Raw genomic sequence first — 21,217 nt, 5'->3', positions numbered from 1 at the left:
TAGAGCGTTTCACATTTTGACTGAAGCGTAACCGGCGTTGGCGAAGTAGTTGGCGCATTCGCGAGGCTGGATGTCGTGGACGAGGTGACCGATGTGGCGCCAAGTGTCCTCGATGGTGCGCTTCTGAGCTTGCCGCATCCAGTGTTTGATCTTGGAGAAGGCCTGTTCGATCGGGTTGAGGTCGGGCGAGTATGGCGGCAGGTACCAGAGCCTGGCGCCAGCAGCCTGGATCATCTGCCTGACAGCTTTGGACTTGTGGCTTCCGAGATTGTCGAGAATGACGATGTCGCCTTCGCGCAGGGTTGGCAGGAGAAGGTGCTTCACATAAGCGCGGAAGCATTCGCCGTTGATCGGGCCGTCGAAGACGCAGGGTGCCGTGAGTTGGTCATGGCGGAGCGCGCCGAGGAATGTGAGGGTACGCCAGTGACCGTGTGGGGCGAAGCCGCGCAGGCGTGCCCCTTTGGGGCCCCAGCCCCGCAAAGGGGCCATGTTGGTCTTGATCCAGGTCTCATCGATGAAGACGAGCCGGCCCGGATCAAGTCCGGCCTGCCAGGATCGCCAACGCTGGCGCCTACGCGAGACGTCGGCGCGAGCCTGTTCGAGGGCGAACAGTGTTTTTTTTGAACCGCAGCCCTTCCCGGCGCAGGAACAGCCAGACCGCGTTGTGTGAGACCTTGACCCCACGGGCTGCCAGTTCCGCCTTCAGACCATGCAGCGTCAGGTGCGGCGTTTGAGTGATCCGCTCGACGATGAAGGCGCGGTGCGGATCGAGCACAGGCTTGCGGTGACCGCCCATCTTGCCAGGCACAACCGAGCCGGTCGCCCGCTGCCGCTGTGACCACTTCACAACCGACGAGACCGCAACACCAAACCGTTCCGCCACAGACCGGCAGCTCTCGCCCGCCAAAACCGCAGCCACCACACGCTCGCGAAGATCCAGGGAAAGAGGTCGGGTCATGCGATGCTGGCCTCCAATCCAGTCAGCATCTTGAATCACAATCCGCCAAAAACCGGAATCCCCTCCGATTCAATTAAGCAATGAAAGGCTCTAGTGGATTGGTCTCCGGATAATAGGCCGCACAGCAGCCGGTCGGAAACGAATAGCCGACAACGCGGGTTTGAAACGCCGTTTGGACCGGCCATCTGGCGCTCCATCGACCATCAGACAGAGCACTCTCGGAACGTTCGTCGGCCGTACCACGGTCAAGGATGGCAAGCCCGTCATGGTGGACTGGAAATATCGGGACGGCGACACCATGCTCCCGCCGGATACCGAGATGCGCAAGCTACGCCGGACAACATGAGAGGCAGACTTTCAGCATCCCGGTGGCAGGATCGGCGATACGCCCGGCGTCGGCGCTGCCCCTGAAGCATTGGCCGGCAACATCGTCGCAGGCGACGCCAAAGTCATCGACACCCCTTCCGTGCAGGCAGAGCTGTTCGGGCTGGGCACGACGGCGTTTGGATCAATGCCGGTGCCGCCGGCACCGCTAACGTCCGCCGGAATCGTACCCGGTGCGGGGTTCGCCGGCACCTGCGGGATCGACAGCGGCAATGACGCAGCACCCGCCAGCTGCCCCCCCGGCGTTGAGCTGCATGCGACGGTCGCGCCCGTTCCTGCCGGCGCAGCTGCGGGAATGGTACCGGTGGAGCTGCCGGTCTGTCCTAAGACCGGCAATATCGGAGCGGCGCTGCCTGACGTCGACAAGCCCGGGCTCGTTACGATCGGGGTCGCCGGCACCGGCATCGGGGACGTCGATGGCGGAGCGCAGACGACCACCGTCCCCGGCGTCGTCGGATCGGAGGCGAGCGGAACGGGCGCGAGCGTCGTGTCGGGCGCGTTTGGCTCGGTCGTTGCGGAAAACGGACCAGGACTATTCAACGGCGAGATCACGATCGCACCGGGCACCGTCGGAAGGTCCATCGCCGTGCTGCCGGTCGTCGCCACCTGTGCCTGGATCGGGGTGCCGCCGAGCAGCAGCAGAGCGAGCACCGCTACGAAAACGATCCGTTTCATCGCCGCGTCCCTAGCTCACTTCGACCTTGCGAATGGTGACCTTGCTACCCTCCGCCAAGTTCACCGCCGGATTGAGTACGACCTGGTCGCCGGGCTGCACGCCTTCACGTACCTCAACCGTGGTGCCGAAATCCCGAGCGATCGAAACCTGCTGCAAATGAACGGTGCCGTTGCGCACGAGCGCGACATGAAGGCCGTTCTGGTCGAAGACGAGCGCATCCGACGGGATGACCATCGACGGCGTCTTGCGCGGGATCGATAATTCGACCGTGCAATAGATACCGGGACTGAGCAAACCGTCCGGATTTGGCACGTCGATCTCGGTCAGCAGCGTTCGGCTTCCCGGCTGCAACGCGGTCGCGATCCGCGTGACCTTGCCCGGAAATGTCCGGCCCGGAATCTCTGGGACGCGGATGTCGGCATCGACGCCCGGTGCGACTCCAAAGGCTTCGTCCTGCGGCACGAAGACCTGCGTTCGGATCACGTTGGGATGCATCAGCGTGAACATGAAGGTCGATCCGGCCTGCACCAGGCTGCCATTGTCCACGTTGCGTTGCGTAATCACGCCGTCGAACGGCGCCACCACACGCTGATAGGACTTCTCCTGCTGGAGAACCTTGATCTGGGCCTGCTGCGCCGTGATGTTGGATTGGGCGACGCCTACGGCCGCCTGCTGCGCACGCAGGGTGAGACGGTCGTTGTCGCCCTGCTGCGCCGTCAACCAGCCTCGCTTGACGAGATTGCTGTCGCGCGCATTGGTGACGTCGGCGAGCTCCCGGCTTGCTTGCGCCTGCTGAAGCGCCGCCTGGTTCTGGGCAAGCGTCGCTTGCGCCTGCGCGATCTGCTGGTCGAGCTCCGGGGCGGTGATGTCGGCGAGGAGATCGCCCTTCTTCACATGATCGCCGATATCCGCGTAGCGCTTCTCGATATAGCCGCTGGTCCGCGCGAAGATGTTCGCCGCCTCGAAGGCAGTCGTCGTCGCCGGCAAGCTGACCTTCATGATGTCGCCGCTGGGGCGGACCGTCGCCACTCGAACATCGGGAACGGCGGTTCTGACCTGTTCTGCCACTGCGGCGACCTCGCGCGCGGCCTGATAGTGCCGCCAGCCGCCGATGCCGAGCCCGCCTACAAGCAACAGAAATGCGCCTCCTCCGAGCAGCCAACCACCGTAACGGCGTCCCGATCGCGCCTCCTTGCCGGGCAGCTCCACGATCCGCAAGCTCTCCGCATCCGGCCGGCCTCCCGTCTTCTCATCATTGGTCCGTACGCGAACGTCACTCATTCCGGTTGCTCCTCGAATACGCCGTGATGAGGCCTGCCATCGTTACGGCTGCGCAGCATGGCGAACAGATACGGCACGATCAGCAATGTCGTCGGGGTCGCGAACAGCAGCCCGCCGATGACGGCCCGTGCGAGCGCCGCGTTCTGCTCCCCGCCCGGGGCTCCGATCGCCATCGGGATCATGCCGACGATCATCGCGGCGGCGGTCATCAGGACGGGACGGATCCTGGTGCGGCCCGCGCTCAGCGCCGCCTGGAATGCGGAGTGCCCCTTCAACTGCTCATCGCGCGCGAACGTCACCAGCAGGATGGAATTCGCGGAGGCGACGCCGACCGCCATGATCGCCCCCATCAAGGACGGCACGTTCAGCGTCGTTCCCGTGATGAACAGCATCGTCACGATGCCGCAGAACGTTGCCGGCAGCGCCAGGATGACGACGAAGGGATCACCGAAGTTCTGGTAGTTCACGACCATCAGCAGGTACACCAAAATGGCCGCGAACAGCAGTCCGATTCCGAGATCGCGGAACGACTGATGCATGCTCTGGATCTGGCCCAGAACCTCGATCGAATTGCCGGGCTGGAGCTGCTTCTGCAGCGTGGAGGTGACCTTGTTGATATCGGCCGCGACGCTGCCGAGATCGCGTCCCTGCACGCTCGCATAGACGTCGAACACCGGCTGGACATTGGCCTGGTTCGAATTGGTGGGAACGGTCCCGCGCTTGAAGGTCGCGACATTGCTGAGAAGGCCCGGCACCGTCTGCCCGCTTGCCGCGAGCGACGCCGACACCGGTGTGTTCCCCAGCGCGTTCAGCGAATTCGCCTTGTACTCCGGTGTCTGCACAGCGAGGTAATAAGGAATACCCGAGGTCGGATCGGTCCAGAAATTCGGCGAGACCTGCGCGGACGAGCTGAGGCTCACATTGATATTGGTCGCAACCGTGCTGGCATTGAGGCCGAGTTGCGCGGCCCTTGTACGGTCGATGTCGGCGTAGAACGCGGGAGCATCGACTTCCTGCTGGAGATGGGCATCGACGACGCCCGGGATCACCGCCAGCCTCTTCTGAAGCTCTTTCGCCACGGCCAGATTGTTGGTACCGTAGCCGACCGTGCGAACATCGATCTGCGCCGGAAGACCGAAGTTCAGGATCTGCGTGACGATATCGGCCGCCTGGAAATAGAAGGTGTCCTCGGGGAATGCCGATGGCAGCACCTGGCGCAGCTTCCTGACATAGTCCGCGGTCGGCTTGTGCCCGTCCTTCAACGACACGAGGATGGTGCCGTCATTCCCTCCTATCGTCGAGCCGTCCGTGAATGCGAGATTGTAGGCGCGTGCCGGAAGCCCGATATTGTCGACGATCAGCGCCCGGTCGCTTTCCGGAATGACCTCGCGAATTTTGTCCTCGACCGCCTGGAAGATCGCTTCCGTCTTCTCGATGCGGGTACCCGCGGGTGCGCGAACGTGGAGCTGGATCTGGCCGCCGTCGATCAGAGGATAGAAATCGCGGCCGACATAGACGAACATGGTGGCCCCGAGCGCCAGCACCAGCACCGCGACGACGGGCACGACGGCGCGGCGCCGGAGCAACGTCAACAGGAGATCGGAATAGCCGTTGCGCAGCCGTTCGAAACCGCGCTCGAACGCAGCCGAGGCGCGCGCAAAGAGACCCGAAGGGCTTTCGCCCCCGCCGTGACGCCGCTCGCCTTTCAGCAGCAGGCCGATGGTGATCGGCGTGAGCGTCCGCGACAACCCGTATGACGCCAGCATCGCGAACACCACCGCGAGGCCGAGCGGCGTGAAGAGGTATTTGGCCGGTCCCTCCAGGAATACGACCGAGGTGAACACGCAACTGATGGCGAGAGTGGAGACCAGCGTCGGCACCGCGATCTCGGCTGCCCCATGCAACGTCGCGTCCGGCAACGGCATGCCCTCTTCGGTCCAGAGCCGGTACGTGTTCTCGATCGTCACCGTGGAATCGTCGACCAGGATACCGACCGCGAGCGCGAGCCCGCCGAGCGTCATCGTGTTCAGGGTCTCGCCGAGGAAATACAGGACGACCAGCGAGGACAGCATCGCGAGCGGGATCGAGATCAGGACGACGAGTGTGGAGCGCCACGATCCCAGAAACATCAGGATCATCAGCGCCGTGAGCCCGGCCGCGATCGCACCCTCGCGCAGCACGCCATTGACGGAATGGGTGACGAAGACCGATTGATCGAACAGCTCGTTGATCTTGAGCCCCGCAGGCGCCGACGCACGAATCGATTTGAGGGCCTTCTTCACGCCATTGACGACGGCGAGCGTGGAGGCATCGCCGTTCTTGATCACGCTGAGCAGGACGGCGCGGTGGCCGTCCTCGCGCACGATGTTCTGCTGCACCTGGGAGCCGTCCCGGACCTGAGCCACGTCTTTCAGGAAGATCGTGGCACCATTTGCGAACTTGACCGGGATCATGTTGAGGTCCTTGACCGACGCCGGCGTCGCGTTGGTCCGTACGGTATACTGGGTGTCGCCTATCTTCGTCGTGCCGGTCGGCAGCGTCAGATTCTGGGTGTTCACAGCATTGACGATGTCGAGCGGCGTCAGCCCGCGCGACAAGAGCTTGTTCGGATCGATGTCGACCATGATCTGACGGTACTTGCCGCCGGCGGGCGTCGGCAGCGTCACGCCGGGAACGGGAGCCAATTGCTGGCGAACCCGATAGATGCCGAAATCATAAAGTTGCTGCTCGTTGAGGCTGTTGGATTCGAGGCTGAGCTGGAGCACCGGCACGCTCGAGGCGTTGAACTGCACGATGATCGGCGGCTGAATGCCGGGCGGCATCAGGGCGCGGATGGCGTTGGTCGCCGAGACGATTTGCGAGATCGCCAGATCGAGATTGACGTCGGGCTGGAAGTAGATCTTCTGAACCGACAGGCCGTTGAGCGTCTGCGCCTCGATGTTCTTGATGCCGCTGACATTGGCGCTGATCGAGTATTGGCTGTAGGTGCTGACACGCTGCTCCATCTCCGGCGTCGAGAGGCCGGTGTAGCTCCAGATTACCGTGACGACGGGGATACGGATCTGCGGGAAGACGTCCGTTGGCATCGACCAGATCGCGATGCCGCCGAGAAACAGGATCAGCGCCGCAAGCACGTAGAATGTGTGCGGAAACCGCAGCGCGAATCGAACAATTCCCATGATGGTCTGCCTGGAGCGAGTTGTGCCGGATCGGGGGACAGATGAGGGCGGGCGGACATCCGTTCAAATGAAAACGAGTTCATGGGATCGATGCCGGGATATTCGCCGCGACTGCGCGGGCACCTCGCGCCGGAGGCGACAATGCTTCGCCTCGCCGTTCATCGCCGCGTGCCGCGTCCCGCGCGGCGAGGATGACGGCGCGCCTGACCTTGGCAAAAGCGCGGATCTCGATCTGCCTGACGCGCTCACTGGAGATCGACAGCTCGAATCCGAGCTGATCGAGCGTGACGGGGTGGTCCGCCAGCCGCCTCGCTTCCAGAATGTGGCGTTCGCGCGCCGTGAGCCCGCCCAGCGCAGCACGCAGGGCGCTGGTTCGGCGCTCCGTCTGCTCGCGATCGGCCAGAACCGTCTCCGCGTCGACGGTCTCATCGACCAGCAGCGTTTCCCACTCGGCGCCGTGCTCATCGCCACCGACCCGCGCATTCAGCGACATGTCGCCGTTGAGGCGCGAATCCATCTCGATCACCTCGCGCACGGTGACGTCGAGCTTCTCCGCGATCACTGTGGCAACGTCCGGCGTGAGCTGCGCCATCGCGCCGCCCATGGCTTTCCTCATCTCGCCGCGAAGCCTGAAAAACAGCTTCTTTTGCGCCGCTGTCGTGCCGATCTTGACCAGCGACCAGGACCGCAGGATGTAGGCGTGAATGGAGGCCTTGATCCACGGCACTGCATAGGTGGAGAACCGCGCGCCGCGGTCGGGTTCGAAGCGTGAGGCGGCGATCACCAGACCGAGATTGGCTTCGGCGATCAGATCGACCAGCGAAAGTCCGTATCCCTTGTAGCCTCGTGCCACCTTGGCCGCGATCCGCAAATGACTGGTGACGAGCGCATTCGCTGCGCTCCGGTCCCGCGTCTCCTGCCAGCGGCGTGCGAGCTGCTGCTCCTGTCCGGGCTCGAGAAATTCGTAGCGCTTGATGGCCATCGCATACGCGCTGAGAAACGGCGCCGGCGCGGACAGGTCCGGCGCAGCTACGGCATCATTCCTCGCGATCTCGTGACTGATCTGCATCTATTGCTCCCTCATTGCGAAACGGCTGGCCGGTTTTAGGAGGCTTACGGGCGTGCAGGCCACTAAACTGGGCGTCACAAACTTGAATTCAGTTTCAGACATCCGACATGTCCAGGCATCGAGTGCGTCGCGCGTCATGCTGGTCATCACATCCGGTTCGCGCTTGCGTGACCCAAGCTCCGAGACCGGCACGCGGCGGCCTTTGCCCTCCCTTGCGGTCCAGGCCAGAATCTCGATCCGCCCTCCGGGAGCCGGACCGATGATCAGCCGAAAGCCATGCAGCTTAACGATGGCGGCCACCAGGCTCAGCCCGAGCCCAACTCCCGGCGTGTTGCGGATCTTGTCGGAGCGGTAGAACCGCCGCAGCACCGCTTCGCGCTCCTGCTCGCTGATACCGGGCCCGCTGTCGCTCACGCGCACGAGCGCCGTCCTGTCGTCCGATTCGAGCTCGAGCTTCACCCGTCCGCCCGATGGTGCGAACTTGACGGCGTTGTCCACGAGGTTGGCGATCGCCTCGAACAGCAGGTCCCGATCGCCCCACACCTGCACGCGGCGACCGATGAGGACGCCAAGCGCAATGCCCTTGTCCTCGGCGATCGGCTCGTAGACGTCGCACACCTCGCGCAGGATCTCGTCCAGCGCGACGTTGCCGAAGCCGGCCGTGCGACGGTTGTTCTCGATCTCGGTCAGGCGCAGCAACGCGGTGATGATCGCCAGCGACTGGTCGATGCCGGCGATTGCCTTGTCCGTGACCTCCTGGAGCTGCTCCAGCGTGGCCGCGTGCGTTCGCCCGCGCTCCAGCGCCAGCCTTGCCCGCGTCAGCGGGGTCCTGAGATCGTGAGCGATGTCGTTGCCGACGCCGGCAAGCGCGTTGATCATCGTCTCCATCTCGTCGAGCATGCCATTGACGATCCTGGCCAGCCGCGCGAACGGATCGTCCGCATTGTCCTCCGGAAGCCGCTCGCGCAGCTCCCCGGCCACGATCCGCTGCACGCGCTGGTTCACCTCCTCGACGCGCTTCTGGGCGCGGACGCTCAGCCACGCGCCGGCCAGCACGCAGAGGCAGAGGGCCGGCAGCAGGCCCAGCGCAAGCGCCTGCCCCACCACGCTCGATATCTCGCGCGTCTCATCGACGTTCCGTCCCAGCACCAGGACATCGCCGTCGTCGAGGCGCCGGCCGATCGCCCTGACGATCGGGCCGCGGACGGCCGTCGTCCCCAGGGGATCGATCCGCATGCCCCGCACCGTTCCGTCGAGATTGAGCTCGCTCGGCACGCGGTCGATGTTGCCGGCCAGGCGCGCGCCGCTGGCGCTGAACAGCCCGGCATAGTGCACGTGCCTGGAATCCTGCTCGAGATGATCAGCAATCGCGCGATCGCGGCGATCCGGCGGCAGATCGACCATGAAGTTGATCTGCGTGGTGATCATGCGGTCGGATCGCGCGATCAGATAGTCGTCGAGCTTCCGGTACACGAACGCGAATAATCCGACGACGAACAGCGCAAGGGTGGCCGCGACCGCCAGGGCCCACAGGAACGTGTTCGAACGGATGAATTGAATCTGACGCATCGGCCCCGCGCTCGTTGTTCCTACGATCTTTGCCCCGCAGTTTCTGCGATGTCCGCCTTGCTATTGGCGCGCGCGCAGAATGAAGCCGGAACCACGGACGTTGTGGATGAGCTGCACCTCGCCGGGAGCATCGACCTTGTGACGGAGCCGGCCCATGTGCACGTCGATCAGGTTGGTGGTCGCCGGAACGAACTTGTAGTTCCAGACCTCTTCGAGCAGCATCGCGCGCGTCAGCAACTGATCGCTCCGGCGCATCATGTACTCGAGCAGACGGAATTCGCGCGGCAGCAGGTCGATCTCGCGGTCACCGCGCCTGGCGGTCCGCTCGATCAGATCGAGCTCCAGCGGCCCGGCGATCAGGATGGTTTCGCGACTCTCCGCCGGACGGCGCAGCAAGGCCTCGATCCGCGCGACCAGTTCGACGATCGCGAACGGCTTTGTAAGATAATCGTCGCCTCCCATGCGCAACCCGCGCACGCGGTCGTCGACCGCGCCGAGCGCGCTCAGGACCAGCACGGGGGTCCTGATCTGGTCGTTACGCAGCGCCTCGACGACAGTCAGCCCGTCCATTCCCGGCAGCATGCGGTCGACGATCATGGCATCGGGATGCGAGGTACGAGCCCGATCGAGACCATCGACGCCGCTCGACGCCCATTGCACCTCGAAACTGCGTTCGGCGAGTTCAGCGACGATCGCCTCGGCGGTCTCAGTGTCGTCCTCGATCAGGAGAATCCGTGTCATCAGCCTGGTCCCACCTTCTGCGCGGCGTGTCGGCCTGCGGCGGAGCGGCGTGGGCCCGGCGGTCTGCGACGTCATGGTCAACGCCCGCCCGTTCCGAGCGCACGGTGCCGCGTCCGCCTGCCATCGGCCACGCGCTGCATAATGAGATGGTGCTGCGGAGGCTCCGGCATCACTGAATTGATTTTCAGAAAGCCGGCCGCCTTAGCCGCAAACGGCGTGAGCAGGACGACAACGCGTCTTGCCATTGTCGTGATCAACTGTGTGGCGATCATATTCCGCCTCCATTTCGAGCTGCGCTGTAATGGAAATATGCCAGCGATGCGTTCGCCGTTACTCTCGAAGGCAACGAAGGTTGCCGTTTCGCACGATCGTGGTCGCGATGCTGCAGCGGCTCACAAGCCGTTGAACCAGGGTGAGCAATTCGTGCATTTGGATCGGGCGTGATCGCGCACATCTCCTGGGGGAGCCGGCTTGATCGGCCTGCTGTCATCAAAGGAGAAGCCGAATGACCACTTTCAAGCTCTTGCCGATGGGTCTGGTTGCAGCCGCCCTGCTCGGAGGACCCGTCATGGCGCGCGAACACCATGCCGTTGTGCGGCAGCCCGCGATGCAATCCGATACGTATGCATCGAACGCCCCGATCTATCAGGACGGCCGCGCCTGCGTGCCGGCACCGCGCGTCGGCGCGTTTGCGACGGCGCCGTGGACCGGCAACAACGTGCCGTGCGAGCCCGGCACAGGCGCGTTCTGACCGCCGCAACATCGCGGCCGGCCCGGCGCCTGGACCGGCCGCTTTACATCGGACGATCGCGAGCGGGCTGACTGTTCAGTCCGCTCGCTTGGCGCGCCGCGGCGGCGCGCGCGGATCACCTTCCCGAGCGAGCTCCCTCATTCCTGAAGCCGAATTTAGTAGGATTGCCGCGCGCCGTTCCTACCTCTGGTGCATCACGAGCTTGGTCATCAGGAGCCATCTCATCGAGAGCATTGGCGAAGCACGATGCGGGACGCGCGGTGCAATGATGGCCGGCGGCTCGCCACGAAAGGAATCTCCCATGAAACGAGCAATCATGATTTTGGCAACGGCGGCGCTTGCTTCCACCCTGGCCATCGGCACCGCCTCGGCGCATGGCGGCGGTGGTGGTGGCGGCGGCGGTCACGGCGGGTTTGGCGGTGGCGGCCACGGCTTTGGCGGCGGCTTTGGCGGCGGCCATATGGGCTTTGGCGGCGGCGCGCATTTCGGCGGCATCGGGCATGCAGGCGGCTTTGGCGGGCCCCGGCTCGGCGGCGAGCATTTTGGGCTCGGCGGCCATGTCGCCTCCGGCGGCAGAGGTCTCCGCCAGCACGCGTTTCATCACTATGGCCGCTATCGTCCCGGCTATGGCTTCTACGGCTACTATCCGGATTGCTATGATTGGTACGAGCTGCACCCCTATGCACCGTTGCCGCTGAGCTGCAGCTAGTCTGCCTGCACAGTGCGCGGCCTTCGGCCCGGACGGTACGTCACGATCCGGGCCAACCACGCCGACGTCAGCACGAATCCGGATGTGACTTGCAGTTGGCCGTTCGGTCATGGAAGACAGAGGCCAAGCCGAACGGATTAACGATCGCAAATAGCGCACCAAAGCCGAAGAGAAAATCACTCAGCCAACGGGATGCGAAAAAGTCGGTCACGAAGGCGGAGAAGAAACCGTTGCCTGAGCGCCGGCGAGGGCGGCCTGAAGTGCAGCCTCCTTGGTATGATCAAGCGACGTTTTCAGAACGGTGCCGCCCTCACCCTTAAGTCCTTCGAGAACTTTATCTGCGGTGACCTTCCGTACCAGGACAAAAAGGGCGGCAGTCCCAGGTTGAATGGCCGCGGCAGTTTCCTTCATCCACTTGTCGTCGATCCCAAGGTCTGTGAGATATCCGCCGAGGGTTCCAGATGCTGCCCCCAATGCTGCGCCCACTAACGGCATCAAGAAGATCAACCCGATCAAAGCTCCCCAGAACGTGCCCGAAACCGCACCTGTAGCAGTCGTATTGATGAGCTGGTTCAGCTTGATGCGGCCCTGAGCATCCTTGACCGCGATCACAGCGTCACCAAGCTCGATCAGATACTCCTTTTGCATCGCCAGCAGTTTCTGGCGAACTTCTTCCGCCTTTGCTTCCGTCGGGAACGCGATCACAACGAGGTCACTCATCACGGCTCTCCTGATTCCTCATTGGAGTACAAAGCAATGGACCCCACGCGCCACTTGATTTAGATCAACCCCCGCGATGACCAAAGATCGCGCCGCCCCAGAACTTCGTCTGACTTGTCCTGTGCAGACCACGATGAGTGGAACGCGCGGCGAGGACAAGAACGGATTTGTTATGACTTGCAGGCGCAAGACGTTCTTCCGTTCGCGGCCGCCGCTGCCTAGGCGGCACAGGTGTGCCGCTCTCCGGCTTTCGACCCGAGCGATTCCCCCTGGCACAACCTTCCGCGGCCCCAGAGCCAGAGCTTGATTTAGATCAACAAAGCCAAGAGAGGGCAGGACGGGCTGCCCGCAGGCCACCTATCGGCGTTTGCCGATTGCGCCGAACATATCAACCCACGCCCGTTGCCACTGCTCCGCGAACTTCAGCCACACCTCGATTGGGTTCACCGCCGAAGCTGGAGTTGCCGTAAAACTCGGCAAGGAGGTTAGTTTTGACAACATCTCCGAGGGTGACGCCATCGGGTTCGGAGATTTGAGCTGCTCTTCCCAAGCCTCCATCATCATGTCCATCGTTTTGACTTGGACTTCGGCGACACTTTTTAGCTGTGTGCGGGCGGTATCGACGACCTGCGCTGGCCACCCGAGTGTCTTCGCGGCCACCGCCATCTGGTCGAGGACACGCTCGCCGTTTTTCTGGTTGGTGTCGGCAATGTCGTTTCGCCAAGTAGCCAGTGCCTTCAAGGCTGCGTTCGCGCCTTCAAGGGCCTCTTTTGTGAGCCCGGACGCGGCCACAGGATTGAACGCTCGAGGTTTAGTCTCAAAGAAGGCGACAGACATGCACTGTTCTCCTCGATTGCTTCCTACCCCGTCGAGTGCTCGCACGAGGCACGGCGAATGCGGTTGATGCAGATCAAGCCCTCGTCCGACTGCGCCGGGTCGAATACGGGATGGAACCGCGTGCGCGAAGCAGGCAATGCGCAGGCCGACGATGGCCGCCGAAGAGACATATCCACACGGTGGGTTCGCCAGCGTTCATGCTTGGGGGCGTTGCGTAAGGCGTGGTGCGTGCCGCGCGAATGGTTTCCGAGATGCGCAAACCGTTTGTTATGGATCAACTCCAAGATGCCCAGACAGTCCTATGCTGCGCCGAAAACAAGGGAGGTTCCAAATGGCATCAATCTACTCGACGCCCCATTCAGAGAAATGCCCTCAATGTGGTTCGGGGTCAGTCCACCTTGAGTGGCGTGAGCGCGTCAATGCCAAGGAAATCCAAGATCTTTGGTGCTGCTTTAATTGTAAAAGCGAGTTCGTCACCGCCGCCACTTCTGACGAGAGGGAGCCCTCAGTGGTCGAGATCACCAGCCCCTTTTTTACGAGCCTCGTGGTTTGATCGAGTGGCGTCGCGCGCGTTCAACCTGACGGCTTGCTTATGAACACGCGCTCGAACTCAAAGCGATATCGCCATCGCCGGAGGGAGTTCAAATTGCAGAATGTGCCGGCGCGAAAAGTGCCGGCATTCGGCTTGCGCGGCCGCCATCGATTGCCATACATCGCTTCCTGTTCGTCCAGCGGTCACCTTGGCGGCGTCCGCGCGTCCCCGCGGCACTCCACAGGCGGCCTCCCATCATCTATCCACTGTGTGATTCAAGTCACAGCAGAATCGTGCGCCTTCGCCTACAACAACCAAGCATGGCCGCAAACAAGGTAACGGCGGTACGCACGAGGCTGGGAAGGCGATCAACAGCTACGGACTTTTTGAAGCCGCTTGGGTGAAGAACCCGGCGGCTTTTTTCTATCGCGAGGAGATCGGCGGCGAAGCTGGCGACTTGGCTTATTGCCGATGTAGGGATCACCAGCGGCGGCGACGATATCACTACGACCCGCCTGAAACCTTACGCTGTTCGCGTTCTGCTTCGATCTGCCGCTCCGCTTCGAGCCAGAATTCCAGGTCACGGTTGGCCGGACGGCCAGCCTGCTCCCATAGTTCATAGGCGCGTGCCCGCACCTTGCCGCGCCGCATCATGCGCAGAAGGTTCTGCTTCAACTCCTCGGCAAAGCTGCTGAATCGACGGACAGTGCTTTCATCCTTGACGAGCGCGGCCGCGCGCGTTGCGAGCTCGATCTGGTGCTCAATCTTCTGCTGCTCGTCCACTGCGACCACCGCGCCTTGCGAACGGGCCTGCGGCACGGCCCGTGCTGTTCAGAGCCTCAATTCACTGTTGAAGGTCCCGTTCCGCGTCCAGTCCAGACGCGGCTACGGGTCACAGCGTATCCGGCGTCCGCGTGGGGTTGGACTTGTCCTCGTTGCGCAGCTCCTGCTCCGCCGCGCGCCAGAACTCGTCCTCACGGCCTTCGGGCTTGCCTGCTTGCTCCCACAATCGGTGCGCGCGTTCTCTTATCTCTTGCTCGGTCGGCTCAGGCATTTCATCTCCTGCTCATGAAGCACGACCCCACCTGGGGGGTATGGGAGGCTTGGAGGCGGGGCCGTGCAGGCCAGCGATCGGCGGTGGCTGGCCCGCGAAGTCAAGCTCGATCGGGTCCGGCGGTTCCTATTCTCGGGCCAGGCGCACCAATACCGCCTGACAGGTATCGGAGTGGGGATGCCCGCAATATCTCGCGGGCCGTCTGCGGTCACTGCCGCGAACCCGCTCGCTGACTTGAGACAGACCATTCCCGCATGGAGTGCGCAGGGCAGCGGGCTGTTCGGCCCGCCGGTTACGGCTCGGCAAGCCAGCCTTCAGGAAGCACGCCGGCGGAGCCGGAGCAAAGCGAAGCGCAGACGAACTGCGTGCCGCAGAGGCGCAGCCCGCTATTTCGGAAACAGCTTGTTCCTGATGTAGCGCGAGGTTGGCGTCAGCTTGAGTCCGCGCGGCTTTCGCCATTCAGCCCTGTCGATTTCCCTCTTGTCACCGATCTTCAATGGGCCCGAAACCTTCTTGGTCAGGAAGATCGCGTCGCTCATCCTCCGGCCGGACTGGCGGTTCTTGCCGCTGACTTCCTTCCACAGCCTCAACTCACCAAGCCTGAGCTTGGGCAGCTCCTCCGTGATCTCGCGATGGAGACACTTTCTCTCGCTCTCGCCCGCCTGCCTGCGGCCGCCCGGAAACATCCAGCGCTTGTCGCGCCGCCGTCTGACCAGGAGGACCCTGCCCTTCCTTGCGACGACAAGCTTTGATGACTTCGCCATTCTCTATTCCGCCAGTTCGATCGCAATGGGTTGATGGTCGGACGCATCGGTCGCTGCGTTGACGTCGATGCTGCGAACGTGACTGAACAGATCCTCGGTCACGAAAATGAAGTCGCGACAGTCCGGGCCGTCGGCCCATTGCGCACGGTCGTAAATTCCGCAAGTCGGGGCGCGCGGGCGGCCGGGACGATTGGCGGTCCATGCATCCCGATAGTTCAGACCGGGCCGGCCGGACCGATCGATCAACGCATGCTGGGAATCGGCGACGTCGAAATTGAAATCGCCACACATCAGGCTCGACGCAGCGACAGTCTGACTTGCATACGGCTCATCGTGGCGGGAACCGGCCTGCGTGGGGCTCACCGACGCATCCTCCTGCAAATCCAGCAGCCGCGCGATCTGCGCCTCGCGCTGGTCGGCCGAATGAAACTCGAGATGCGTGTTGACGATGCGAATCGCGCCGAACGCGGCCTGAACCGTCACCTCCAGGGCATGACGGCGCATGCTGCGCACCGTGGCAGCGCCTGGCCACGGCAGCAGGTGATTGGCGATCTGCAACACCGGCAACCGCGACAGCGTCATGTTGCCGAAGCGGTGGAGGTTGCCGTCCCGATCCATCGTTTCGATCGCCGGTCGGAATATGGCGGAGTAGCCGGGCAGTAGTGCCGCGAGTTGCGCGCTCTGGTCCGCTCCATCGCTGAATCTCGAGAAATTCGCGCTCACCTCCTGGAAGCAGAACACGTCCGCATCGAGCGTCTGCCTGGCGACGGCAACGATCCGTGCAAGATCGGTGACGCCGTCGCAGCCCTTTCCGCACTGTATGTTCCAGGTGAGAAGCCGCATTACCGGATCCCTGCACGCATGAATGACTGAACGAACTGGCGCTGGAACAGCAGAAACGCGATCAGCAGCGGCGCCATCGTCATCACGGTTGCCGCCGTGATCACCGACCAATCCACGCCGGTTTCAGGTGCGCCGAACACGGCAAGACCCACCGTGAGCGGCCGTGCTTCCACCGAATTCGTGACGATCAGCGGCCACAGGAAGTTGTTCCAGTGATAGCTGACGGAGACCAGGCCAAAGGCGACGTAGGTCGGGCGAGCCAGCGGGACATAGACCCGCCAGAGGATTCCGAGTGGCCCCGCTCCCTCGACCCGGGCGGCTTCGACCAGCTCCTGAGGCACGCCCTTGAAGGTCTGCCTCAGCAGGAAGATGCCGAAGGCGCTCGCAAGATAGGGCAGCGCGATGGCAGGGATCGTATCGAGCAATCCCAGCTTGGCGATCGCCCGGTAGTTCTCGACGATCAGGACGTCGGGCATGATCATCAGCTGGAGCAGAACGAGGGCGAAGGCAATGCCGCTACCTCTGAACTTGAAGCGCGCAAAGGCATAGGCCGCCAGCGTCGACAGGATGAGCTGGCCGACCAGGATCAGCGTCACCAGGACGACCGTGTTGAGATAGTACCGGGCGAACGGCGCCTGCCTCCAGGCCCGGGCGAAATTCTCCAGCGTCCAGGGCGCGGACAGGCTGAACGACGTGGCGTAGGCGGCCGGATGCAGCGCGCTCCAGAAGGCATAGGCCAATGGGGCAAGCCAGATCAGAGCCAGAAGCCATGCTGCGACGGCCTCGACTGGGTGTGTCCGGCCTCTCATTGGTAGTGGATCCTGCGATCGAGATAACCGAACTTGATCAGCGCAATCGCGCTCAGGAGCATCAGAAGCACCACCGTCAGCGTTGCCGCGTAGGAGGAATCCTGGAAGGTGAAGGCGACTTCATAGATGTAATAGAGCAGCAGCGTGCTTGCGTTGTTCGGACCGCCCTTGGTCATGATGACCAGATGGTCCACCAGCTTGAACGAGTTAATGACCGCATTGATCGCCACGAACAACGTGGTCGGCATCAGCAGTGGAAACGTGACCCGGCGGAACGTGTACCATCGGCTCGCACCTTCGATGGAAGCGGCTTCATCGAGGTCCGGCGAGAGTTGCTGCAGCGCCGCCAGGTAGAAAATCATGAAGAAGCCGGCTTCCTTCCAGATCACCATGACGATCAGGCAGCCCATCACCGTCGAGGGATCGCCAAGCCAGTTCCAGCCGGCGAGGCCGAAGAGGCCACGCAACTGATCCAACAGTCCGTAATCCGGCGTGTAGAAGAACAACCAGATGTTGGCGACTGCGATCATCGGCAGCACGGTCGGCGTGAAGTAGGCGAGCCGCAGAAAGCCGCGGCCGCGTATGTTGCGATTGACCCAGACCGCCATCACCAGGGCCAGGGCAATCGAGGTCGGGATCGTGCCGAGCGCAAACCAGAAATTGTTGACCAGTGCCTTCCAGAAGATCGGATCGGCCGCCATTGAACGATAGCTGTCGAGGCCGACGAAGGCTTCCGTGCCGTTCCGGCGCGTGATGAACAGCGAATGCCGGATCGTCGCCAGGATCGGAAAATGCGTGAACGCGATCAGCAGGACCGCCCCTGGCAACAGCAGCAGCCAGGCATTCACGGCATTCCACCACGCCTGCGATCCGGCGCGGCGCGGGACAATCAGCGATGAGGCGGTGGCGTCGGACATCCGTGAGCCGGCGGGATGACGGTTGCCTGCCATCCCGCCATGTCCCCTATTTGTAGGCGCGCAAGACGCGGTCGGACTGCGCTTGCGCGGCGGCCAGCGCCTCTTGCGGCTTCTGCGCGCCGGTGATCGCGGCCTGGACGGCATCTCCGACGAACTTGTAGATACGGCCGTTCTCGTGGACGGAGAGCTCCGGCACCGCGTGCTCCAGCTGATCGCGCGCGACGGTGGCCTGCGGGAAGTCCTTTGCGTAGGCCTCCATCGCCGGCGTCTTGTAGGCGGCCGGCGACACCGCCACGTAACCTGTCTTCATGCTCCATTCCGCCGCGCGTTCCGGAGCCGTCATCCATTGAATGAATTTGACGGCCGCCTTCTGCTGCTCGGGAGATGCATTCTTGAAGATGTAGAAATTGCCGCCGCCGGTCGGCGATCCGCGCCGCTCCTTGGCCGGCAGCATGGCCACGCCGAACTGGAATTTCGCGGCGTCCTTGACCGCCGTCAGATTGCCGGTGGTGTGCCACATCATCGCCGTCTTGCCTTCGAGGAAATCGGTGCGCAGCGTCGCCCAATCGATGCTGCCGGCCGGGGCGACGTTGTGCTTGCGCGATAGGTCAACCCAGTACTCGAGGGCGGCGACCGTCTTCGGAGCGGTCAGATAGATCTCGTTGCCGGGCTCGTTCATCATTTTCTGGCCGTTCTCGATCGCCAGCGCCTGCAGCATCCAGTAGGCGTAACCGGTCGAGGGAATTTCGACGCCCCAGCGGGTCGTGTTGCCGCCATCCTTCTTGACCAGCTTCTTCGACATCTCGACCATTTCGTCCCAGGACGCCGGCGCCTTCTCGGGATCGAGGCCCGCCTCCTTGAAGGCGTCCTTGTTCCAGTACAGCACGATTGTCGAGCGCTGGAACGGCACGCTCCAGGTCTTGCCGTCGATCTGCCCATTCGCCATGAACGCCGGATAGAACTCCTTGAACCAGGCCTTGTCGCTGACGAGGCCGTCAAACGGCACGATGGCGTTCTCGTCCATCAGAGTGAAGACGTCGGTCGACAGTAGCACCGACAGTTGCGGCGGCTGCCCGCCCTTCATGGCGGTCATCGCCTTGGTCATCGTATCCGTGTAGTTGCCGGCATAGACCGCCGTCACCTTGATGTCCGGATTGTCCTTCTCGAAGCGGGAGACCATGTCGTCGATGATCTTGGTGACGGGACCGCCGACCGCGACCGGATAGTACATCGTCAGATCCACCGCGGACGCGGGACGTGCCCCCATCGAGAACACGGCAAGTGCGGCTGCCATCAACATCGTTCGTCGCGCAAACATTCTCTCTCTCCCTTGTTATCCGCCGACCGCCTGAAACCGCCGCTGCTATCCGACAGATGTCGTCAGCCGGCCCTCCTTGACCGATGTCTCCAATCGGCGTTCCGAAGCCGGATCGAACCGATGCTCGTGGCCCGCCTCCCACGCCAGCCGGACATCCTCGCCGGGCTGAACCTTGCTGAAACCATCTGATCGCACCGAGATCGACTGACCATCGATCTCGCACAGCACGATGCTGTCGGCGCCGAGATGCTCGACGGCCTTGACCCGCGCACCATGATCCCCATCCCGCACGATGCGGATGTGCTCGGGCCGGATGCCGATGAGATATTCGCCCTGACGCACCAGATTCATCGGCGGGGTACCGATGAACCGCGCCGTGAACGCCGTCGCCGGCCGGTTGTAGAGCTCTTCCGGTGAGCCGTTCTGCTCGATACGGCCATCGCGCATCAAAACGACGCGGTCCGCCATCGTCATGGCTTCCGTCTGATCGTGAGTCACGTAGACCATCGTCATGCCGAGACGCTGCTGCAACGCGCGGATTTCCGTCCGCATCTCGTGTCGCAGCTTGGCGTCCAGGTTCGATAGCGGCTCGTCCATGAGACAGACCCGCGCCTCCGCGATGATGGCGCGTCCCAGCGCGACGCGCTGGCGCTGCCCCCCGGACAATTGCGCCGGCTTGCGTTCGAGCAGATACCCAAGACCGACGATGTCGGCCACGCGACGGAGCCGGGCGTCGCGCTCGGCGCGCGACACGCGCCGCACGCGTAGACCAAATACGATGTTCTCGGCCACGCTCAGATGCGGAAACAGCGCATAGGATTGGAAGACCATGGAGATCTTCCGTTGCGCCGGCGTCAGGTGAGTCACGTCGACGCCGCCGATGGCGATCGCGCCGGTGTCGGCGTCCTCGAGGCCGGCGATCAGTCTGAGCGTGGTCGACTTGCCGCAGCCGGACGGTCCCAGCAGCACCAGCAGCGAGCCCTCCTCCGCCGTCAGACTGACGTCATCGACGGCGCGCATCGCGCCCCAGGACTTGGAGACATGACTCAGCGTGATCGCCGACATGACCGGTTCGCTCTCTGCATGATGCAGCTACGCGCGCTGGCTGCGTCTCGCTCCAACGGAGCAAGGCAAGGCCGGTCGCCGCAGGAAGACCGGTCCATGCATCCCTCCCTCGAGCCACGCGATTTCGATCGGCGTAGCGACTATCATGTTCATATGAACATACCATGGCGCCATATGAAACAGAAAATTGCGTTTTCGACGTTCGAATGATACTTTCGTTGGGAACGGAGAGCCCATGCTCAAGACCGCCACGACACGTCAGGCCCACATATTGGAGATCGTGCGCGAGCAGGGCTCCGCCTCCATCGAGCAGCTCGCGGCGCGCTTCGACGTCACGCAGCAGACCATCCGCCGCCTTGCGAATGCGCTTTGCGACCAGGGACTGCTCCGGCGGGTGCATGGCGGGGTCAGCCTGCCCGTCCAGAACCAAAACCTCGCCTATGGCAGCAGGCATAGGTTGAACGCCAACGCCAAGCGGCGCATCGCGCACGCGACCGCCAACCTTATCCCCGACGGGACGTCGCTGATGATCGGGCTCGGCACGACGCCCGAATATGTCGCGCAGGCACTCTCCCGCCGGCGGGATCTGCGGGTGATCACCAACAGCCTGAACGTGGCCGCAGCGTTCGCACACAATCCCGACGTGGAGATCACCATTGCGGGCGGCACGCTGCGGCCACTCGACCGCGATATCATTGGCGAGGCCGCCGCGCGTTTCTTCTCGGGTTTCCGCGCCGATTTCGGGATATTCGGCGTCGGCGGCGTTGATCAGGACGGCACGCTGCTCGATTTCCATGTCGATGAGGTCAAGGCACGGCAATCCATCGCCGCCAATTCGAGAACGTCCGTGCTCGTGGCCGACATCACCAAGTTCGGGCGTAATGCGACGGTTCGGGGCGGCCATCTCGACGACTGCCACCATCTCGTCATTGATGATCAGTTACCTCCGGCGTTCCAGCCGATCGCGCTCAAATATAGCGATCGAATTCACACCGCAGGCAATGCTGGCCACCGAGCGACTTGATCGTGCTGTTGAGCCCT

The 21,217-nt window shown here is 63.1% G+C and carries 21 protein-coding genes; 3 read left to right on the top strand and 18 right to left on the bottom strand.

Going from position 1 to position 21,217, the window contains the following annotated elements; genetic code table 11:
• Positions 1-9: 9 nt before the first annotated feature.
• From NLM27_RS41260 to NLM27_RS41225, 8 genes are all read right to left on the bottom strand, one after another.
• Positions 10-958 (bottom strand): IS630 family transposase gene (locus NLM27_RS41260; RefSeq protein WP_254141712.1). Its coding sequence is split into 2 segments (ribosomal slippage): positions 10-621 and positions 623-958, totalling 948 coding nucleotides; the frame shifts between segments, so codons are not numbered across the junction.
• A gap of 357 nt (positions 959-1,315) precedes the next feature.
• On the bottom strand, positions 1,316-2,017 hold the full coding sequence (locus NLM27_RS41255; protein WP_254148714.1) for a hypothetical protein: 702 nt from the start codon (positions 2,015-2,017) through the stop codon (positions 1,316-1,318).
• Between the two features lie 10 nt (positions 2,018-2,027).
• Entirely contained in the window at positions 2,028-3,299 is a 1,272-nt protein-coding gene (locus NLM27_RS41250) for an efflux RND transporter periplasmic adaptor subunit (RefSeq protein ID WP_254148713.1), read from the bottom strand.
• Complete coding sequence (locus NLM27_RS41245) at positions 3,296-6,478, bottom strand: efflux RND transporter permease subunit (RefSeq protein ID WP_254148712.1); 3,183 nt, start codon at positions 6,476-6,478, stop codon at positions 3,296-3,298. Before NLM27_RS41245 ends, NLM27_RS41250 begins: the two co-directional genes overlap by 4 nt.
• Positions 6,479-6,557: 79 nt before the next feature.
• Positions 6,558-7,547 carry an RNA polymerase sigma factor RpoH gene (gene rpoH / locus NLM27_RS41240; RefSeq protein WP_254148711.1) on the bottom strand — a complete coding sequence of 330 codons (990 nt, stop codon included), beginning with the start codon at positions 7,545-7,547 and terminating at the stop codon, positions 6,558-6,560.
• Positions 7,548-9,116, bottom strand: a complete 1,569-nt coding sequence (locus NLM27_RS41235; RefSeq protein ID WP_254148710.1) for an ATP-binding protein — start codon at positions 9,114-9,116, stop codon at positions 7,548-7,550.
• Positions 9,117-9,176: 60 nt separating this feature from the next.
• Entirely contained in the window at positions 9,177-9,857 is a 681-nt protein-coding gene (locus NLM27_RS41230) for a response regulator transcription factor (protein ID WP_254148709.1), read from the bottom strand.
• Positions 9,858-9,934: 77 nt separating this feature from the next.
• Positions 9,935-10,129, bottom strand: coding sequence for a hypothetical protein (locus NLM27_RS41225; RefSeq protein ID WP_254148708.1), 195 nt, complete (start codon positions 10,127-10,129; stop codon positions 9,935-9,937).
• Between the two features lie 233 nt (positions 10,130-10,362).
• Here NLM27_RS41225 and NLM27_RS41220 point away from each other — a divergent pair, with 233 nt between their 5' ends.
• Together NLM27_RS41220 and NLM27_RS41215 are read left to right on the top strand one after the other, a co-directional pair.
• Complete coding sequence (locus NLM27_RS41220; protein ID WP_254148707.1) at positions 10,363-10,608, top strand: hypothetical protein; 246 nt, start codon at positions 10,363-10,365, stop codon at positions 10,606-10,608.
• 301 nt (positions 10,609-10,909) lie between these two features.
• Positions 10,910-11,317, top strand: a complete 408-nt coding sequence (locus NLM27_RS41215) for a hypothetical protein (RefSeq protein ID WP_254148706.1) — start codon at positions 10,910-10,912, stop codon at positions 11,315-11,317.
• Positions 11,318-11,524: 207 nt separating this feature from the next.
• Here NLM27_RS41215 and NLM27_RS41210 read toward each other — a convergent pair whose 3' ends face one another.
• The 10 genes from NLM27_RS41210 to NLM27_RS41165 all read right to left on the bottom strand — a co-directional run bounded on the left by NLM27_RS41210 (position 11,525) and on the right by NLM27_RS41165 (position 20,176).
• The gene (locus NLM27_RS41210; protein WP_254148705.1) at positions 11,525-12,037 is read right to left on the bottom strand and encodes a DUF1269 domain-containing protein; all 513 of its coding nucleotides are present in this window, start codon (positions 12,035-12,037) and stop codon (positions 11,525-11,527) included.
• A gap of 357 nt (positions 12,038-12,394) precedes the next feature.
• Positions 12,395-12,874 carry a hypothetical protein gene (locus tag NLM27_RS41205; RefSeq protein ID WP_254148704.1) on the bottom strand — a complete coding sequence of 160 codons (480 nt, stop codon included), beginning with the start codon at positions 12,872-12,874 and terminating at the stop codon, positions 12,395-12,397.
• 1,036 nt (positions 12,875-13,910) lie between these two features.
• The gene (locus NLM27_RS43910; protein ID WP_254148703.1) at positions 13,911-14,189 is read right to left on the bottom strand and encodes a DUF2934 domain-containing protein; all 279 of its coding nucleotides are present in this window, start codon (positions 14,187-14,189) and stop codon (positions 13,911-13,913) included.
• A gap of 109 nt (positions 14,190-14,298) precedes the next feature.
• On the bottom strand, positions 14,299-14,460 hold the full coding sequence (locus NLM27_RS41195) for a DUF2934 domain-containing protein (protein ID WP_254148702.1): 162 nt from the start codon (positions 14,458-14,460) through the stop codon (positions 14,299-14,301).
• A 386-nt stretch (positions 14,461-14,846) separates the two neighbouring features.
• The gene (locus NLM27_RS41190; RefSeq protein WP_254148701.1) at positions 14,847-15,224 is read right to left on the bottom strand and encodes an NUDIX hydrolase; all 378 of its coding nucleotides are present in this window, start codon (positions 15,222-15,224) and stop codon (positions 14,847-14,849) included.
• A 3-nt stretch (positions 15,225-15,227) separates the two neighbouring features.
• The gene (locus tag NLM27_RS41185; protein WP_254148699.1) at positions 15,228-16,178 is read right to left on the bottom strand and encodes an endonuclease/exonuclease/phosphatase family protein; all 951 of its coding nucleotides are present in this window, start codon (positions 16,176-16,178) and stop codon (positions 15,228-15,230) included.
• A complete protein-coding gene (locus NLM27_RS41180) occupies positions 16,067-16,876 on the bottom strand; it encodes a carbohydrate ABC transporter permease (RefSeq protein WP_254148698.1) in 810 nt (269 codons plus the stop codon). Before NLM27_RS41180 ends, NLM27_RS41185 begins: the two co-directional genes overlap by 112 nt.
• Positions 16,873-17,793, bottom strand: coding sequence for a carbohydrate ABC transporter permease (locus tag NLM27_RS41175; protein WP_254149056.1), 921 nt, complete (start codon positions 17,791-17,793; stop codon positions 16,873-16,875). The genes NLM27_RS41180 and NLM27_RS41175 overlap by 4 nt, the downstream gene beginning before the upstream one ends.
• Before the next feature lie 46 nt (positions 17,794-17,839).
• Positions 17,840-19,093 carry an ABC transporter substrate-binding protein gene (locus tag NLM27_RS41170; RefSeq protein ID WP_254149055.1) on the bottom strand — a complete coding sequence of 418 codons (1,254 nt, stop codon included), beginning with the start codon at positions 19,091-19,093 and terminating at the stop codon, positions 17,840-17,842.
• Positions 19,094-19,156: 63 nt separating this feature from the next.
• Positions 19,157-20,176: an ABC transporter ATP-binding protein gene (locus NLM27_RS41165; RefSeq protein ID WP_254148697.1), complete on the bottom strand. Its 1,020-nt coding sequence runs from the start codon at positions 20,174-20,176 to the stop codon at positions 19,157-19,159.
• Positions 20,177-20,411: 235 nt separating this feature from the next.
• Between NLM27_RS41165 and NLM27_RS41160 the strand changes: the two genes are divergently transcribed.
• Complete coding sequence (locus NLM27_RS41160; RefSeq protein ID WP_254148696.1) at positions 20,412-21,200, top strand: DeoR/GlpR family DNA-binding transcription regulator; 789 nt, start codon at positions 20,412-20,414, stop codon at positions 21,198-21,200.
• Positions 21,201-21,217 lie beyond the last annotated feature (17 nt).

It is taken from the genome of Bradyrhizobium sp. CCGB12 (assembly GCF_024199845.1).
GTDB lineage: Bacteria > Pseudomonadota > Alphaproteobacteria > Rhizobiales > Xanthobacteraceae > Bradyrhizobium.
The sequence above is the reverse complement of the archived record's forward strand: the minus strand, read 5'-3'. Positions and strand labels throughout refer to the sequence as shown.

What these genes read in the sequence shown, in the direction of transcription:
- NLM27_RS41255 (WP_254148714.1), bottom strand. Translation starts at nt 2,017, where the DNA reads ATGAAACGGATCGTTTTCGTAGCGGTGCTCGCTCTGCTGCTGCTCGGC.
- NLM27_RS41250 (WP_254148713.1), bottom strand. Translation starts at nt 3,299, where the DNA reads ATGAGTGACGTTCGCGTACGGACCAATGATGAGAAGACGGGAGGCCGG.
- NLM27_RS41245 (WP_254148712.1), bottom strand. Translation starts at nt 6,478, where the DNA reads ATGGGAATTGTTCGATTCGCGCTGCGGTTTCCGCACACATTCTACGTG.
- rpoH (WP_254148711.1), bottom strand. Translation starts at nt 7,547, where the DNA reads ATGCAGATCAGTCACGAGATCGCGAGGAATGATGCCGTAGCTGCGCCG.
- NLM27_RS41235 (WP_254148710.1), bottom strand. Translation starts at nt 9,116, where the DNA reads ATGCGTCAGATTCAATTCATCCGTTCGAACACGTTCCTGTGGGCCCTG.
- NLM27_RS41230 (WP_254148709.1), bottom strand. Translation starts at nt 9,857, where the DNA reads ATGACACGGATTCTCCTGATCGAGGACGACACTGAGACCGCCGAGGCG.
- NLM27_RS41225 (WP_254148708.1), bottom strand. Translation starts at nt 10,129, where the DNA reads ATGATCGCCACACAGTTGATCACGACAATGGCAAGACGCGTTGTCGTC.
- NLM27_RS41220 (WP_254148707.1), top strand. Translation starts at nt 10,363, where the DNA reads ATGACCACTTTCAAGCTCTTGCCGATGGGTCTGGTTGCAGCCGCCCTG.
- NLM27_RS41215 (WP_254148706.1), top strand. Translation starts at nt 10,910, where the DNA reads ATGAAACGAGCAATCATGATTTTGGCAACGGCGGCGCTTGCTTCCACC.
- NLM27_RS41210 (WP_254148705.1), bottom strand. Translation starts at nt 12,037, where the DNA reads ATGAGTGACCTCGTTGTGATCGCGTTCCCGACGGAAGCAAAGGCGGAA.
- NLM27_RS41205 (WP_254148704.1), bottom strand. Translation starts at nt 12,874, where the DNA reads ATGTCTGTCGCCTTCTTTGAGACTAAACCTCGAGCGTTCAATCCTGTG.
- NLM27_RS41195 (WP_254148702.1), bottom strand. Translation starts at nt 14,460, where the DNA reads ATGCCTGAGCCGACCGAGCAAGAGATAAGAGAACGCGCGCACCGATTG.
- NLM27_RS41190 (WP_254148701.1), bottom strand. Translation starts at nt 15,224, where the DNA reads ATGGCGAAGTCATCAAAGCTTGTCGTCGCAAGGAAGGGCAGGGTCCTC.
- NLM27_RS41180 (WP_254148698.1), bottom strand. Translation starts at nt 16,876, where the DNA reads ATGAGAGGCCGGACACACCCAGTCGAGGCCGTCGCAGCATGGCTTCTG.
- NLM27_RS41175 (WP_254149056.1), bottom strand. Translation starts at nt 17,793, where the DNA reads ATGTCCGACGCCACCGCCTCATCGCTGATTGTCCCGCGCCGCGCCGGA.
- NLM27_RS41170 (WP_254149055.1), bottom strand. Translation starts at nt 19,093, where the DNA reads ATGTTGATGGCAGCCGCACTTGCCGTGTTCTCGATGGGGGCACGTCCC.
- NLM27_RS41165 (WP_254148697.1), bottom strand. Translation starts at nt 20,176, where the DNA reads ATGTCGGCGATCACGCTGAGTCATGTCTCCAAGTCCTGGGGCGCGATG.
- NLM27_RS41160 (WP_254148696.1), top strand. Translation starts at nt 20,412, where the DNA reads ATGCTCAAGACCGCCACGACACGTCAGGCCCACATATTGGAGATCGTG.